9 protein-coding genes, 1 pseudogene and 1 CRISPR repeat array are annotated in these 14,960 nt (G+C 71.7%); of the genes and pseudogenes, 6 read left to right on the forward strand and 4 right to left on the reverse strand.

The genetic code is table 11. The annotated features are described in order from the left end of the window. The first annotated feature begins 129 nt into the window (after nucleotides 1-129). The 3 genes and pseudogenes from ACUKCB_RS07620 to ACUKCB_RS07630 form a co-directional block, all read left to right on the forward strand. Nucleotides 130-1,722, forward strand: coding sequence for an MDR family MFS transporter (locus ACUKCB_RS07620; protein WP_473040952.1), 1,593 nt, complete (start codon nucleotides 130-132; stop codon nucleotides 1,720-1,722). A 188-nt stretch (nucleotides 1,723-1,910) separates the two neighbouring features. Then, nucleotides 1,911-2,765 (forward strand): class I SAM-dependent methyltransferase, encoded by an 855-nt coding sequence (locus ACUKCB_RS07625; RefSeq protein WP_473039783.1) that lies wholly within the window; start codon nucleotides 1,911-1,913, stop codon nucleotides 2,763-2,765. Beyond that, nucleotides 2,762-3,586 (forward strand): annotated as a pseudogene (locus ACUKCB_RS07630) (lysylphosphatidylglycerol synthase domain-containing protein); the annotation flags it as partial. The gene ACUKCB_RS07625 and the pseudogene ACUKCB_RS07630, both read left to right, overlap by 4 nt. On the opposite strand, the gene ACUKCB_RS07635 reads toward ACUKCB_RS07630, so the two are convergent. After that, a complete protein-coding gene (locus ACUKCB_RS07635) occupies nucleotides 3,587-4,387 on the reverse strand; it encodes a creatininase family protein (RefSeq protein ID WP_473039784.1) in 801 nt (266 codons plus the stop codon). It lies immediately after the preceding pseudogene. Between the two features lie 459 nt (nucleotides 4,388-4,846). On the opposite strand from ACUKCB_RS07635, the gene ACUKCB_RS07640 reads away from it, so the two are divergent. Next, complete coding sequence (locus ACUKCB_RS07640; protein WP_473039785.1) at nucleotides 4,847-6,337, forward strand: MDR family MFS transporter; 1,491 nt, start codon at nucleotides 4,847-4,849, stop codon at nucleotides 6,335-6,337. A 110-nt stretch (nucleotides 6,338-6,447) separates the two neighbouring features. Here ACUKCB_RS07640 and ACUKCB_RS07645 read toward each other — a convergent pair whose 3' ends face one another. Then, nucleotides 6,448-8,283, reverse strand: a complete 1,836-nt coding sequence (locus ACUKCB_RS07645; protein ID WP_473039786.1) for an immunity 49 family protein — start codon at nucleotides 8,281-8,283, stop codon at nucleotides 6,448-6,450. Nucleotides 8,284-8,375: 92 nt separating this feature from the next. Continuing rightward, a CRISPR array of direct repeats spans nucleotides 8,376-9,625; the repeat unit is 29 nt; unit sequence GGGACCATCCCCGCGTGCGCGGGGAGCAG. A 432-nt stretch (nucleotides 9,626-10,057) separates the two neighbouring features. Between ACUKCB_RS07645 and ACUKCB_RS07650 the strand changes: the two genes are divergently transcribed. Next, nucleotides 10,058-11,080 carry an alcohol dehydrogenase catalytic domain-containing protein gene (locus tag ACUKCB_RS07650; RefSeq protein ID WP_473039787.1) on the forward strand — a complete coding sequence of 341 codons (1,023 nt, stop codon included), beginning with the start codon at nucleotides 10,058-10,060 and terminating at the stop codon, nucleotides 11,078-11,080. Nucleotides 11,081-11,107: 27 nt separating this feature from the next. Here the strand turns inward: ACUKCB_RS07650 and ACUKCB_RS07655 are convergent, their stop codons facing one another. Then, entirely contained in the window at nucleotides 11,108-12,490 is a 1,383-nt protein-coding gene (locus ACUKCB_RS07655) for an MFS transporter (RefSeq protein WP_473039788.1), read from the reverse strand. Nucleotides 12,491-12,742: 252 nt separating this feature from the next. Between ACUKCB_RS07655 and ACUKCB_RS07660 the strand changes: the two genes are divergently transcribed. After that, on the forward strand, nucleotides 12,743-14,176 hold the full coding sequence (locus tag ACUKCB_RS07660; RefSeq protein ID WP_473039789.1) for a gamma-aminobutyraldehyde dehydrogenase: 1,434 nt from the start codon (nucleotides 12,743-12,745) through the stop codon (nucleotides 14,174-14,176). Nucleotides 14,177-14,207: 31 nt separating this feature from the next. Here the strand turns inward: ACUKCB_RS07660 and ACUKCB_RS07665 are convergent, their stop codons facing one another. Continuing rightward, nucleotides 14,208-14,873 carry a TetR/AcrR family transcriptional regulator gene (locus ACUKCB_RS07665; RefSeq protein ID WP_473039790.1) on the reverse strand — a complete coding sequence of 222 codons (666 nt, stop codon included), beginning with the start codon at nucleotides 14,871-14,873 and terminating at the stop codon, nucleotides 14,208-14,210. Nucleotides 14,874-14,960: the final 87 nt, after the last annotated feature.

A 14,960-nucleotide genomic window follows, 5' to 3' on the forward strand; every position in this document is an offset into this window, starting at 1 on the left:
CATTGAGTGCAAAAATTCTTACTCTGTATTTTTGCTCACCCAGCACTCTTTCTCCGTCTGCAAGTTCTCTTTTCCAGAGGTCAGCCCTTGAGTACTCCTCAGTCTCCGGGCACCGGACGCCCACAGATCATGCGCAGCCTGAGCGGGCTGTTGATCGTCCTGGGCGTGACGATGCTCAGCGGCACGATCGTCTCGGTCGCCCTGCCCCAGATCGTCGGTTCCCTGCAGGGGACCCAGTCCCAGTACACCTGGGTGGTGACCGCGACCCTGCTGGCGTCCACGGCCTCCACCCCGATCTGGGGCAAACTCGCCGACCTGTTCCCCAAGAAGCGACTGCTCCAGGTCTCGATCGTCCTGTTCATCGTCGCCTCCCTGCTGTGCGGTTTCGCGCAGACCACCGGACAGCTCATCGCCGCCCGCGCGGTACAGGGACTGGGCATGGGCGCCTCCCAGGTCCTGGTCCAGGCGACCATCGCGGCCCTGGTCAGCCCCAGGGAACGCGGCCGCTTCAACGGGCTCATCGGCGCCATCATGGCCGTGGCCACCGTCGGCGGCCCACTGGTCGGCGGCGCGCTCACCGACATCTCCTGGCTGGGTTGGCGCTGGTGCTTCTTCATCGGCGTACCGTTCATGCTGGTCGCGCTGGTCGTCCTCACCCGCACCCTGAACCTGGTGGAGGAGCGCCGCAGAAACGTGCGCATCGACTACCTCGGCGCCACACTCATCGCCGCCGGCGTCAGCACGCTGCTGCTGTGGGTGACCTTCGTCGGCGGCAGCTTCGACTGGATCTCCTGGCAGTCCGGAGCGATGGTCGCCGGCGGCCTCCTGCTGCTGACCCTGGCCGTGTGGGTGGAGAACCGGGTGTCCGAGCCGGTCATTCCGCTGCGCCTGGTCGTCCGCCGGGAGACCGCGATCGCGATCGTGGCCAGCGCGGCGGTCGGCATGGCGATGTTCGGCGGCGCCGTCTTCCTGGGCCAGTACTTCCAACTGGCCCGCGGCTACTCGCCGACCGAGGCCGGGCTGCTGACCACCCCGCTGATGCTCGGCATGATGGCCTCCTCGACCGTCTCCGGCCTGTTGGTCTCCCGCTCGGGCCGGGTCAAGCCCTACGTCATCACCGGCCTGGTCTCGCTGACCCTCGGCTTCCTGCTGCTGTCCACCATCGACGAGACGACCTCGCTGCTCGTGGTGTCCCTGGGCATGCTCGGCGTCGGCGTGGGCGTGGGCATGTCGATGCAGAACCTGGTGCTGGTCGTGCAGAACTCGGTGCCGTTGCGCGAACTCGGCGCGGCCAGTGGAGCGGTCGCGTTCTTCCGCTCCCTGGGCGGCACCGTCGGGGTGTCCGTGCTCGGCGCGATCCTGGCCAACCGGGTCAGCACCAACATCTCCGACGGCCTGGCGGCCTCGGGGGCCGACGTCCCCGCGGGAGGGGGCGACAGCAGCACCCTGGACCTGGCGGGCATGCCCCCGTTCCTGCGGCACATCGTGGAGAGCGCCTACGGTTCGGCCACCGGCGACATCTTCCTGGTCGCCACAGCGATCGCCGTGGTCGGCCTGGTGGTGGTGTGCTTCCTGCCCCGGGTCCAACTGCGCGACACCCTCGACCTGGTCCGGCCGAAGGACGGCGGGGAACAGGAGGGCCGGCCGGAACCGACCGGCACGGACCGGACCGAGGAGCGCGGGGAGCACGGGGAACGCGGGGAGCACGGAGCTCCGGTCTGACCGGAGCCTGCCCCGGGAGGGACGCCCCGACGGACCGGCACCGGAAGGGCGTACGGCAGCGGACCGGCCGGGCGGTGACAGAACCGGGCAAAAGCTTGCGCGTTCGACCCGCCCGGGCCCGGTCGAGCTGGCACTCTGGAAGGAGGCGGCCACCCCTCGGCGGCCGCACGCCACCGGGAGGAGTCCCGTTGAGTCCAGTTTCCGAGAACCCACCTCCGGCGTTCGATCCGGCCTGGCTGTCCCTGCGGGAGACCGCCGACGACGACGCCCGGGCCACCGCTGCGCTGGACCCGCTCCGGGTGCACCTGGCGGAGCGAGGCACGGGCCCGGGCGCGGCGCCGGTCCGGATCGCCGACCTCGGGTGCGGCACCGGATCCCAGGGGCGCTGGCTGGCCCCGAAACTGTCGGGCGCCCAGCGGTGGCTCCTGTACGACATCGACTCCGCCCTGCTGTCACTGGCCGGGGCGCACCTGCCCGCGCGTTCGGCGGACGGGGCGCCGGTGACCGCACGGATGTGCCTGCGGGACCTGGGTTCGGTCACCGCGCCGGAGCTGGCCGGAACCGACCTGGTGACCGGCTCCGCCCTGTTGGACCTGCTCACCCGCGAGGAACTCGTGTCGGTGGCCCGGGCGGTGGCCGGGGCGGGTTGCGCGGCCCTGTTCACCCTGTCCGTGTCGGGGCGGGTGGAACTGTTCCCGAGCGATCCGGCCGACGCCGCGGTCACCGGGGCGTTCAACGGGCACCAGCGCCGCGAGGGCCGGCTGGGACCGGACGCGGCGGAGACCGCCGTCGCGTTGTTCGGGGAACTGGGCTACCGGGTGCTGACCTTCCCGAGCCCGTGGCGGCTGTGCCCGGAGAGCGTGCCGCTGACCCTGGCGTGGTTGCGGGGGTGGGTCGGGGCCGCCCGTGAACAGGACCCTGCCGCGGTCCCCGGCGGTTACCCGGAACGCCGACTCGGCGAGTGCGAACGCGGCGAACTGGGTGCCCTCGTACACCACATCGACCTCCTGGCGCTGCCCGACGGGGGCGCGGGACGGCCATGAGTCGCACGGCATCGCGTCGCTCGGCGTGGCTGCGGTCGCTGGCCGGGGCGGCGATCCTGGCCGGGGTGCTGTGGTGGTACCCGTTGGGGGCCTTCACCGACGCCTTCGGCGCGGTCGACGCCGGAGCCCTGGCGGCGGCCCTGGCGATCGGTCTGGTCACCACCGTGCTGTGCGCCTCCCGCTGGGTTCTGGTGGCGCGCGGGGTGGGGCTGCGCCTGCCCTGGGGGCGGGCCGTGGGCGACTACTACCGCGCGGTCCTGCTGAACGCCGTCCTGCCCGCCGGGGTGCTCGGCGACGTGCACCGGGCGGTGAGCCACGGACGTTACGCGGGTGACCTGGCCCGGGGTGTGCGCGCCGTGGTGCTGGAGCGGATGGCCGGGCAGGTGGTGCTCGCCGCGACGTGCACGGTGCTGTTGTTCGCCCTGCCCGCCGCCCTGCTGGGACCGGGGCTGATCATGGTCGCCGCCTCCGTGGGGGTGCTGGCCGTGGTGGCCGGGGCGGTGGGAATCGGCTGGGTGGTGGGGCGACGGCGCCGTTCGCGCTGGTGGCGGGCGCTGGCGGTGACGGTGGCGGACACCCGGGCCGGCCTGTGCACGGGCGCGACCGGCCCGGGGGTGCTGGTGCTGTCGGTGGCCGCCCTGGCCGGGCACGTGACCCTGTTCCTGGTGGCGGCCCGGACGGCGGGGATCACCGCGCCCGTGTTCGCACTGGTCCCGCTGCTGGTGTTGGCTCTGGTCGCGATGAGCGTCCCCATGAACGTGGGCGGATGGGGGCCGCGTGAGGCGGTGACGGCGCTGGCCTTCGGGGTGGCCGGGCTGGGTTCAGCGGCGGGTCTGACCGCGTCGGTGGTCTACGGGGTCCTGGCCCTGGTCGCCGCCCTGCCCGGTGCGCTGGTCCTGGTGTGGCGGCTGTTTCGGGTCGAGCACGCGCAGGTACCCCGCGAAGGCCTCGACCAGGTAGGCCAGCAGATCACGGCCTTCGGCCGCGGTGGCGCGTGAGGGCTGGCCGACGACACCGGAACGGGTGTAGCGGGCCAGGCCCGCGGTGAGCATGTGGTCGCGCCGGTCCGCGAGGTGGTCGGCCTCCTCGTATCCGGGGCGGACCAGGTCGGGCCGTACGTGCAGCAGCACGGAGGTCTCCAGTTCACCGGCGTGCATGTCGCGGTCGTTCCAGGTACTCATCCGCGCCGCTTTCCGGGCGGCCTCCCAGTCGTGCGGGCCGGGGAAGAGGGCCATGTCCCCGCCGGAGGCCTGCACCAGGTTGGCCAGGACGTGGTTGCCGCCGTGCCCGTTGACCAGGACCAGTTTCGGGGTGCCCGCCCTGCGCAGGGAACCGGCGATGTCGGAGGCCATCGCGTACAGGGTGGGCGCCGAGACGCTGACCGTGCCGGGCCAGGCCTCGTGCTCGTGGGAGCAGCCGAAGGCGATCGGGGGCAGGACCCGCAGCCCGGGGTGGGCGTCGGCCAGGACCCGGGCCAGGGTCGAGGCGATGACGGTGTCCGTGGTCAGCGGCAGGTGCGGGCCGTGCTGTTCGAGGCTGCCCACCGGCAACAGGGCCACCCGGGCCACGGGAGCGCCCTCGTCCTCGCTGGTGCTGCTCGGCAGGGGGTCGGAGAAGTCCATGGGGACATCCTGCCGTGTCGCCCCGCCCCGGACCAGGCCCGGAGGCCGCGGCGCGCCCCAGCGACAACGGCGCGCAGGACCTCGCGTTCGCGGCCGGTGAGCGGTCCGGGTCCACCGGTCGGAAACTCACGGGGGACCGGGACGAGGACCCGCGGTTCCCGGTGGACCCGGCGGAGGAGTTGGTGACGGGTAGCGCGGCCCCCACACCCGGTGTGTCGAAGGGCACAGGCAGGGCTCCGAAGCGCCGGAAACGGGGCGAGACGGGACGTACCGTCACTTAGGCTGAGCTCCGGGGCCGTCCTGAGCGAAAAATCCCTGTTCCTCTCCCCGAGGGAACCGGAATACTGCCGTGGGCGGCGGGGTTGACCCCCCGTCGGGACCGGAAACCGGACCCCTCCGGCAGCCCCCCGCTCCCGGCCCGCCCCTGCCCCAACCCGTCTCTAGCGCGCAAGGAAGTACGTGACCAGGCAACCCGACGCAACACACGACGAAGAGGCCGCGGAAAGCGGTGGCGCGGACCAGAAAGCCACCCGCCTGGTCATCCCGCTTCTACTGGTCTCGGCCTTCGTCGTCATCCTGAACGAGACGATCATGGGCGTGGCTCTGCCCGCGCTCAACCGCGACCTGGGCATCCCGGTCTCCACCGGACAGTGGCTGACCTCGGCCTTCATGCTCGTGATGGCCGTGGTCATCCCGGTGACCGGTTTCCTGCTCCAGCGGTTCCACCTGCGCCAGGTGTTCATCACCGCGATGAGCCTGTTCAGCCTCGGCACCCTCATCTGTTTCCTGGCCCCGAGCTTCACCTTCCTGCTCCTGGGCCGCATCGTTCAGGCCGGCGGCACCGCGATCATGATGCCGCTGCTCATGACGACCGTGCTGAACCTGGTCCCGGCCGACCGCCGGGGCCGCGTGATGGGCAACATCTCCATCGTCATGGCGGTGGCTCCGGCCGTCGGCCCGACCCTGTCCGGGTTCATCCTGAGCGTGCTGGACTGGCGCTGGATGTTCGGCCTGGTGCTGCCGATCGCCCTCCTGGGCCTGGGTCTGGGTGCGGCCTTCATCCGCAACGTCACCGAACCGCGTGCCGCCCGGATCGACGTGCTCTCCGTCATCGTGTCGGCCTTCGCCTTCGGCGGCCTGGTCTACGGCTTCTCCGGAATGGGCGAGGCGGCCGACCCCGACGCCGCCGTCCCGCCGTGGACGGCGATCGTCGTGGGCGCGGTCGCGCTGGGGCTGTTCGTGTGGCGTCAGCTCAGGCTGCAGCGCGAGGACCGGGCCCTGCTCGACCTCCGCGTGTTCCTGTCCCGCCAGTTCTCGGTCTCGATCGCCCTCGTCATGGCCAGCTTCATGGCGCTGTTCGGCACGATCATCCTGCTACCGCTCTACATGCAGAACGTCCTCGGTCACGACACGCTCGTCACCGGGCTCACCCTGCTTCCCGGCGGCCTGGTGATGGGTCTGCTGGCACCGTTCGTCGGCCGCCTGTACGACCGGTTCGGCCCCCGCCCCCTGGTCACCCCGGGAGCGGCCGTGGTCACCCTGGTGATGTGGGGGATGACGTCCTTCGGCGTCGACACCCCGATCGGTTACGTGGTCGCCGCGCACATGGTGCTGAGCGTCGGCCTGGGCTTCATGTTCACGCCGCTGCTCACCGGCGCGCTGGGTTCCCTGCGCCCTGAGCTGTACTCCTACGGCAGCGCCGTGGTCGGCACCGTCCAGCAGGTGGCGGGCGCAGCGGGTACCGCCACGTTCATCGCGGTCATGTCCGCGGTCGCCGCCGGACAGCTGGGCGAGGGCGCGGACGCCGTCGCCGCCGAGGCGAGCGGGATCCACGTCGCCTTCATGCTGGGCGCCGCCATCACGACGCTGGCCTTCTTCGCTTCCTTCCTCGTGCGCAGGTCCGCGCCCGGAGAGGGTTCCCAGGAGCAGAGCGCTCCCGCCGTGCACTGAGCACCCGGCGAGCAGGTGGGGGCGGCGGCCGGGAGACCGGCCGCCGCCCCCTCCTCGTGTTCCCCCAGGGGGCGGGCACAGAAGGGGCCTCACCGGACGTGGTAAGGGCCTCAGCCGAACATCTCGGCTGCCCGAGCGAGCACGCCCTCGGGCAGGTAACCGCTCTCCACCCCGACCTGCCAGCCCTGGGCTCGGGCGAGGCAGGCCAGGGCCAGAAGGTGCGGGTTGACCAGGGAGTCGGAGTCCTCGGCACGGTCACCGATGCTGTACGCCTCCCGGTGCTGGTCCAGCGCGTCGGCCAGCGCCAGGCTGAACCCCTCCCGGTCCCCCGCCACCAGTTGGGAGAGCAGCAGCACCGGCGGGGGCGGGAAGCCGGGCATGTGGTATTCGGCGAGCGCGGCCACGGCGTCGTCCATCGCGGCGCGCACCGCCCCGTTCGACGATCGGGTCTCGTCCCGCGACCAACGCCGCCAGCCGCGTGCCCGCTCCGTTTTCAGATAGGCCAGGAACGCGGCGTTGTAGCGGGGAAAGACCGCGAAGCCCTGTCCCTCGTCCTTACGGAGGAAGGAATCCTGGGGGTAGGCGACCAGGGTGTCCAGGCGCTCCAGCGAACCCGAGAGCAGGGCGTACTCGATAGCGATCCTGCGCGCGCCCTCGGACACCTTCCTCGTCGGTGCGACACAACGCAGGGGTGCCGTGGTCCGGCCGATGGTCACGTCGACCGTCTCCCCCGGCTCCCCGGTGGCGCTGGCGAAGACCGCCGCGGTGTACTGCGAGGCGTGGGTGAGGGCGGCGAGCTGGCGCGGGTGCCGGGCGCGCGGGTCGACCACCGAGTAGAGCCGGAAGCTGAGGAGTTCGCTCCAGGCAGCGCTCTGCAACGCGTACGGCAGCTCCGTCGGGATGATCTCGGGCCGCCAGATCGTGTCGAGCTTCCGGTCCGCGGACTCGAACAGGGCATCGGCCTCGCGTCCCCCGGAGAAGTTCTCCGTGGGACGCTCGACGGCCAAGGGCCCTTCGGACAGTGCCCGGAGCGCCTCGGGGTCCTTGCCGGTTCCGTACGGGCCGACCCGTGGGCCGCTGCGGCGGCTCTCCCCCTCGACCAGCCGCCTGGGCAGGTAGGCGGACTCGAACGGCATCTCCCAGCCCTCGACCCGCACCGCCAGGGCCGCGAAGGCGAGTTCGGCCATCGGCAGCAGGGATCTGGGGGAGGAATCGCCCAGGGTGTCCCGGAACCATGACAGGCGGGCGGCCATGGTCATCCAGAACGCCTCCTCGTTGCGGGTGAGCAGGGCGTGCAGGAGCAGGAGGTCGGAGTCGACCGAGCCGAGGTCGGGGTGCTTGTCCCCGGGCGCCTTGCCGAGGGAGGCGAAGAAGGGTTCGAGCGTGGACTCCACGTAGCGCACGAGCTGGTCCCGTTCGGCGCCCAGCTCGGGGAAGACGTAGAAGGCGAGCGCGCGATGCAGCACGTCGTCCTCGCCGAAGGCTGAGGCGAACTGGACGAGGGCGCCCTCGTTGCTGTCGTGGAGGTCGGCGACGACACACAGGTAGAGTGCCTCGGCCCAGTCCCTGGGAGGAATTCGGCGCTGGCTCCGGGGCTCGTCCCCCAGTTCCTCGTCGTGGTCCCGGTAGGAGACCCCCGTCCCCGTGTAGGTGAGGTGGACGGAGAACTCCGCGGAGCTGGGCGCCCCGTCCAGCTTGAGCCCGCCGATCCGTGCCTCGGCGGCGGAGTACAGGGCGGCGCGGATGTCGGCGTCGGTCTCCGGAACGGCCACCGAACGCGCACCCGCGTAATCGAGCAGGTCCCGGGAGATCATCTCCCAGCCGAACCCGTCGCGTCCCGTTTCCTGCTGGCCCCGAACCTGGAGACTGAGCTCGTCGAAGAAGCCCTCGGTGGCTTTCCCCAGAGCCTTCTCGCTCACCCTGTGCCGTTCGATCCGCGCGGTCACCGAACCCTCTTCCCGTCATGGTTGGGGGATCTGTTCACCCCCCCAATACGCGGGAGAGTCTGGCACAGCCCGACGACAGGAAGGCAGCGGCGTAGGACATCCCCGCGTGCGCGGGGAGCAGGGCTCGGAGACGTCGGGGTTGCTGTGCGGTTCGGGACCATCCCCGCGTGCGCGGGGAGCAGCTCAACCTAGGCCACGGGCGCACGACCGGCCGGGGACCATCCCCGTGTGCGCGGGGAGCAGGACCTACTCGCCGTCGGCGTTCCGCTCCCCCAGGGACCATCCCCGCGTGCGCGGGGAGCAGGGCCTGTTCCACCCGAACTGTCGGCACACCCTGGGACCATCCCCGCGTGCGCGGGGAGCAGGTCCTCGGCCATGGGAAGGTTTCTTTCCAGTAGGGACCATCCCCGCGTGCGCGGGGAGCAGATCACCGCCTGGTCCCGCCCGACCAACCCCGAGGGACCATCCCCGCGTGCGCGGGGAGCAGGGTGACCCCAGTGCGCTCGTGCTGCCGTTGACGGGACCATCCCCGCGTGCGCGGGGAGCAGTGGTCAGGGATGGACGGGTGGACGGTGGGAGCCGGGACCATCCCCGCGTGCGCGGGGAGCAGCTTCTGGGAGTGGTGCGGCCCGCCCGGGTTCTTGGACCATCCCCGCGTGCGCGGGGAGCAGATGCTGCAGATCCTGTACCCGGCGCTGGACCGGGGACCATCCCCGCGTGCGCGGGGAGCAGCAAGATCCCCGAGAACGACTGACATACAATGCGGGACCATCCCCGCGTGCGCGGGGAGCAGTCCAGACAACCTCAGCCACTGTCGATGTTGATGGGACCATCCCCGCGTGCGCGGGGAGCAGGCTCCTGGAGCGTCATCAACGATGACCGGCGCGGGACCATCCCCGCGTGCGCGGGGAGCAGACCGCGATCGACCCCGCGGGGTGGGTGGGCCGGGGACCATCCCCGCGTGCGCGGGGAGCAGACCGCGATCGACCCCGCGGGGTGGGTGGGCCGGGGACCATCCCCGCGTGCGCGGGGAGCAGGAGGAGGCCGGGGACCAGGTGGAAGCCGAGCAGGGACCATCCCCGCGTGCGCGGGGAGCAGCCCTTCGCCGCTGTCCTCGCCGTGTGGGGCTGGGGACCATCCCCGCGTGCGCGGGGAGCAGACGCAGCTCCTGATCGGTAGTTCCTTCCCCGGGGGACCATCCCCGCGTGCGCGGGGAGCAGATGATGCCCGAGGTGGGAGGGCACCGGCAGTGGGGACCATCCCCGCGTGCGCGGGGAGCAGTACCGGCTGCTGTATCCGGCTGCGTGGGGGCGGGGACCATCCCCGCGTGCGCGGGGAGCAGACTCTTTGACCTGGCAACTTACCGGCGGCAAGGGGCCGTTTTTGCAACTTCTCGAAAAACAGACAAATCAGGCGCCATTCCAGGAGTGTTTCTCCGCCTCAGTCTACGGCTGATCCGTTGGGCCCACCCTCGGGCCCGAAGCCGACCTTTCCACCGAAACCGGAGGGCACACCCGTCCCGGAGCAGTCCAGCTCCCCCAGGAGTACAGAGACTCGCGGATCCGGCGGCGAAGTTCCACCCCTTCAGGGCTGTGAGCTGCCACGATCACCTGGGGGCACCGGCATCGCCCGGTACACGCCCCCGTTTCCCCGGCCGCGTTGGCGCCCTGCCCTCCCTGATGCCCTGTCTTCCCTGATGGTGAGCACAGGGGTGTCCCGCGTGCGGCGGCGACGGCCGGGGACGGAACCACCGACGACCCACGGGGAAGGAACAATGCGCGCTGCGTTGATGTACGGAGCTGGCGACGTCCGCATGGAGGACGTGCCGGACCCGAAACTGGAGGAGCCCACCGACGCTCTGGTACGTGTGGTGCGCTCCTGTGTGTGCGGTAGCGACCTGCACGCCTACCGCGCCATGCCCGCCTGTGCACAGGGGCAGCAGATGGGGCACGAGTTCATCGGCGTGGTCGAGGAAACCGGCTCCGAGGTAACGGGGCTGAAGGCAGGCGATCTGGTGGTGGCCCCGTTCACCTTCGCGGACAACACCTGCGACCTCTGCCGGGAGGGTCTGCACACCTCCTGCCCGCGCGGCGGGATCTTCGGTGCGGCCCAGGCCGAGGCCCTGCGGGTGCCCCAGGCCCAGGGCACCCTGGTGCGGCTGCCCGTGGGCGAGGACTCCGAGCTGCTTCCCTCCCTGCTGACCCTGGCCGACGTCTACTGCACCGGCCACCACGCCGCCGTCACCGCCGGGATCAGGCCCGGAACGACCACCACGGTGATCGGTGACGGCGCGGTGGGCCTCCTGGCCGTGCTCTCGGCCAGGCGCCGGGGCGCCGAGCGGATCATCCTGATGGGCCGCCACACCGACCGCACCGACCTGGGGCGCGACTTCGGCGCCACCGACGTGGTACCCGAGCGCGGCCAGGAGGGTGTCGAGCGGGTCCGCGAGCTGACCAGGGGCGAGGGGACCCGCACGGTGCTGGAGGCGGTGGGCCACCTGGACGCCTACGAGACCGCGATGGGCGTGGTCCGCGCAGGAGGCGTGGTCAGCCGGGTGGGCGTGCCGCAGTACGAACAGGGGCCGATCGGGTTCGTGCCGATGTTCTGCGGAAACGTCACCCTGACCGGTGGACCGGCACCGGTCCGGGCCTACATCGATGAGCTGCTGCCCGACGTGCTGTCGGGCCGGGTGCAACCGGGCCGGGTCTTCGACCGCACCGTCGGCCTGGAGGGGGTCCCCGAGGGCTACCGGGCGATGAACGAACGCGAGGCGCTGAAGGTCCTCGTCCAGGTCTGAAGCCCGCCCGGCGACACCGGCAAGCCCCTACTCACCGTCGCCGGGCCGGAGGGGCGGCTCCTCCCCCGTTCCGCGCGGGCGGGAGCCGGGGTCGGCCGGGCCTGCGCCACGGTCCTCCCCGCCATCGGGACCGCCTCCGTCACCGGGGCGGTCCCCGTCGGTGGACACGCCGCCGCGGCGCAGTGCGCGGGGCAGGGTCAGAGCCACCGCGACGGTGGCGAGGAGCCCGCCCGCACCCGAGGCCACGAGGGCGACGGGGGCGGAGGTGGCGTCGAGCAGCAGCCCGCCGGCCACGTAGGACAGCCCGGCGGCCACCCCGACCGCGCCGTACAGGTTGCCGAAGACCCGGCCGAGCATCCTGGCCGGGACCATGCGCTGGAGCAGCGTGTTGGTCGCCACGTCCATCGCCGCGATACCGATGCCCCGCACGGCCTGCAGGGTGAAGGCCGCGGCGACCGCCCAGGCCAGACCGGTCAGCAGGTTGCCCAGGCTGCTCACGGCGAACCCGAGGAGCAGCAGGGCGAGCATCGAGCCGCGCATGCCGTGGCGCGCGAGCAGCGCGTAACCGGCCACCAGGCCGATACCGACCGCGCCCAGCAGCAGGCCCACGGCCGAGTCCCCCGCACCGAAGGTGTCCTTGGCCAGCAGCACCAGCGCCACGTCGTCGATCCCGTTGAAGGCGACCACGACGCAGAATCCCAGTGCGATCACCCGGACCGGCGGGACCGACCAGATGTAGCCCAGCCCCTCCCTGGCATCGGTCAGCAGCGAGGCGGACTCGTGCTCCTCCCGGACCGGGGGCAGCGGCCGCACCCTGAGCAGCAGGAGCGCGGAGAACCCGTAGGCCGCCGCCGCGCCGAACAGCACGCCCTGGATCCCCAGGAACGGGAACAGCGCGGCGGCCAGCAGCGGACCGACGGCCTCGGCCCCGTTGGTGCCGAACCCGATGCTGGAGTTGGCCACCTCCAGGTCGCGTCCGCGCACCAGTGCGGGCACCGCCGCGCGGGAGGCCGGCATGAACACCTGACCGGCCGCCGCCCGTGCGGCCACCAGTACCAGCAGCAGCGGGAGCGGCGGCATCGACAGGGCGATCAGCAGCAGCGCGGCCCCCTGGACCGCCTCGCAGGCGATCATCACCCGCTTGAGGTCGAAGCGGTCGCTGACCGCGCCGGTGATCGGCCCGAGCAGGGCCGGGACGAAGTCTCCGACCAGGAGCAGGAGAGACACCGCGATCGCCTGGCCGGTCGAGTCGGCGACGAACAGCATGAGCGCGACCAGGCTGACCGCCTCACCCGTGTACGAAACGGTCCGGGAGGTGAACAGGGCGCGGAAGGGCGCGTTCGTCAGGAGGAGGCGCAGTCCTCCCGTCCTCTTCTCCTCGGGTTGCGGACCGGCGCCCGGGTTTGTCATGTGCGCTTCTCTCGTCACCCGTACCCGTCGTGGACGGGGGTGATTGTGCCACGGTCGAATGCCGTTTCGCGAAGCTTTTTCCGGGGCCCGCCGGGCGCTCCCGGAGGCCCGCCGCCCGTTGCGGGCCGGGCGGTTCCGCCGCGCCCCGACCTACGGTCGGGTGATCCCTCCGGCAGGGTCGTGTGTTGCCCCTCACCACACGCGCCCCTAAAATGAACGAGCATCATTTTTCTACACGGCCGAGGAGACCCCATGGGCAGCCGCCTCCAGAACTTCGTCAACGGTGAGTTCGTCGACGCGCACGGGCAGGGAAGCATCGACGTCGTCGACCCCGCACAGGGGCGCACCGTCGCGGTGTCACCGGTCTCGGACCACGTCGACGTCGACGGCGCCTTCACCGCGGCGCGCGCCGCCTTCGAGTCCTGGAAGGACGTCACCCCCGCCGAACGGCAGCTCCTGCTGCTCAGGCTCGCCGACGCGGTGGAGTCCCACGCCGACGAGATCGTCGAGGCCCAGCACCGCAACACCGGTCAGCCGCGCTGGATGATCTCCCAGGAGGAGATCGGTATGGGCGTGGACCACCTGCGCTTCTTCGCGGGCGCCGCCCGCACGCTGGAGGGGCGCGCGGCCGCGGAGTACATGGAGGGCCACACCTCCTACGTCCGCCGGGAACCGGTCGGTGTCGTGGCGCAGGTGACCCCCTGGAACTACCCGCTGCTCATGGCGGTGTGGAAGATCGGTCCGGCCCTGGCCGCCGGGAACTGCATCGTGCTCAAGCCCTCGGACACGACCCCCGAGTCGACGCTGGTCCTGGCGCGGCTCATCGGGGAGATCTTCCCCGCGGGCGTGTTCAACGTGCTCCTGGGCGACGCGAGCACCGGGGAGCTCATGGTGGAGCACCCCGAACCGGCCATGGTCTCGCTCACCGGTTCGGTGCGGGCGGGCCGGCAGGTGGCCGCCTCGGCCGCCAAGGGACTCAAGCGCGGCCACCTGGAACTCGGCGGCAAGGCGCCCGCCGTGGTGTTCGCCGACGCCGACCTGCCCGCGGCGGCGAAGGCGCTCGTGGAGTTCGGCACCTTCAACGCCGGACAGGACTGCACCGCCGTCACCCGGGTGCTGGTCGAGGAGAGCGCGCACGAGCGGTTCGTGGAACTGCTCGCCGAGGCGGCCCGCCAGACGCGCACCGGCCGGGCCGAGGAGTCCGAGAACGACTACGGGCCGCTGAACAACGCGCGGCACTTCGCTTCGGTCACCGACAAGCTCGCCAGGCTGCCCGAGCACGCCACCGTGGTGGCCGGGGGCAGGCCGGTCGAGGGCAGCCCGGGCTACTTCCTCGAACCGACGGTGGTCACCGGCGTCCGCCAGGACGACGAGCTGGTCCAGGAGGAAACCTTCGGACCGGTCCTGACCGTGCAGAGCTTCGCCTCGGAGCAGGAGGCCGTGTCGCTGGCCAACGACGTGGACTACGCGCTGGCCTCCAGCGTCTGGACCCGCGACCACGGCGTGGCGATGCGCCTGACGCGCGCCCTCGACTTCGGCTGCGTCTGGGTGAACACGCACGTGCTGCTCACCGCGGAGATGCCCCACGGCGGCTTCAAGTCGTCCGGGTACGGCAAGGACCTGTCGCTGTACTCGGTGGAGGAGTACACCCGCGTCAAGCACGTCATGCACGCGCTCCAGGTGTGAGCGGACGCCGCCCGCGCGGGCCCGCCACGCCTCAGCCGTCGGTGACGGCGTACCTGTGACGCAGGCCGACGATCAGCGCGTCGAGCGCGAGCTCGAAGGCCCGGTCGGCGGCCGCGCGGGGGTCCGCCGACCGCTGGGCGGCGAACCGGGTGAAGGTCGGGGCCAGTTCCTCCAGACCGCCCGGGTCGAAGATGTCGTTCGGGGCGGAGGCGTCGTAGGCGGCGCCGAAGACGAGCGCCTCGATCCCGACGATGATGTCCACGGCGTCCGCGCCGACGATCCCGGCGTCCTGCAGGGCGCGGGTGACGCGTTCGTACATGCGCAGCGTCTGGGGGGAGTCGGCGACGGGCAGCACCGCCATGACCGGGATGAGCGCGGTGTGCTCCGTGAAGCACCGCCGGTAGGAGCGCGCCCACTGCCGCAGCGCCCGGTCCCAGGGCTCGGTGGCGAACGCGGAGCAGTCGATCTGTTCGTTGATGCGGTCCTGGATCAGTACCAGCACGTCGCGCTTGGCGGAGACGTGGTTGTACAGCGCCGAGGCCGCGACTCCGAGCTCGCGCGCCAGGGAGGCCATGGTCAGGTGACGGTAGCCCTGCTCGGTCACGATCCGGATCGCGGCCTGGGTGAGGCGTTCGCGGGACAGGACCGGTGAGGAGGGCCTGCCCCGGCCCCGTCCGTTGCGGGCTTGCTGGGTCACTGATGCCTTCTTCCTGTCGGCCGCGCGGCGGGGCCTCGATGCATTTTCCCCTCAAGTGTAGAAGCGGTGCGAAAGCGCCGAATCGGT

The sequence above is a fragment of the Nocardiopsis moroccensis genome (genome assembly GCF_055763695.1).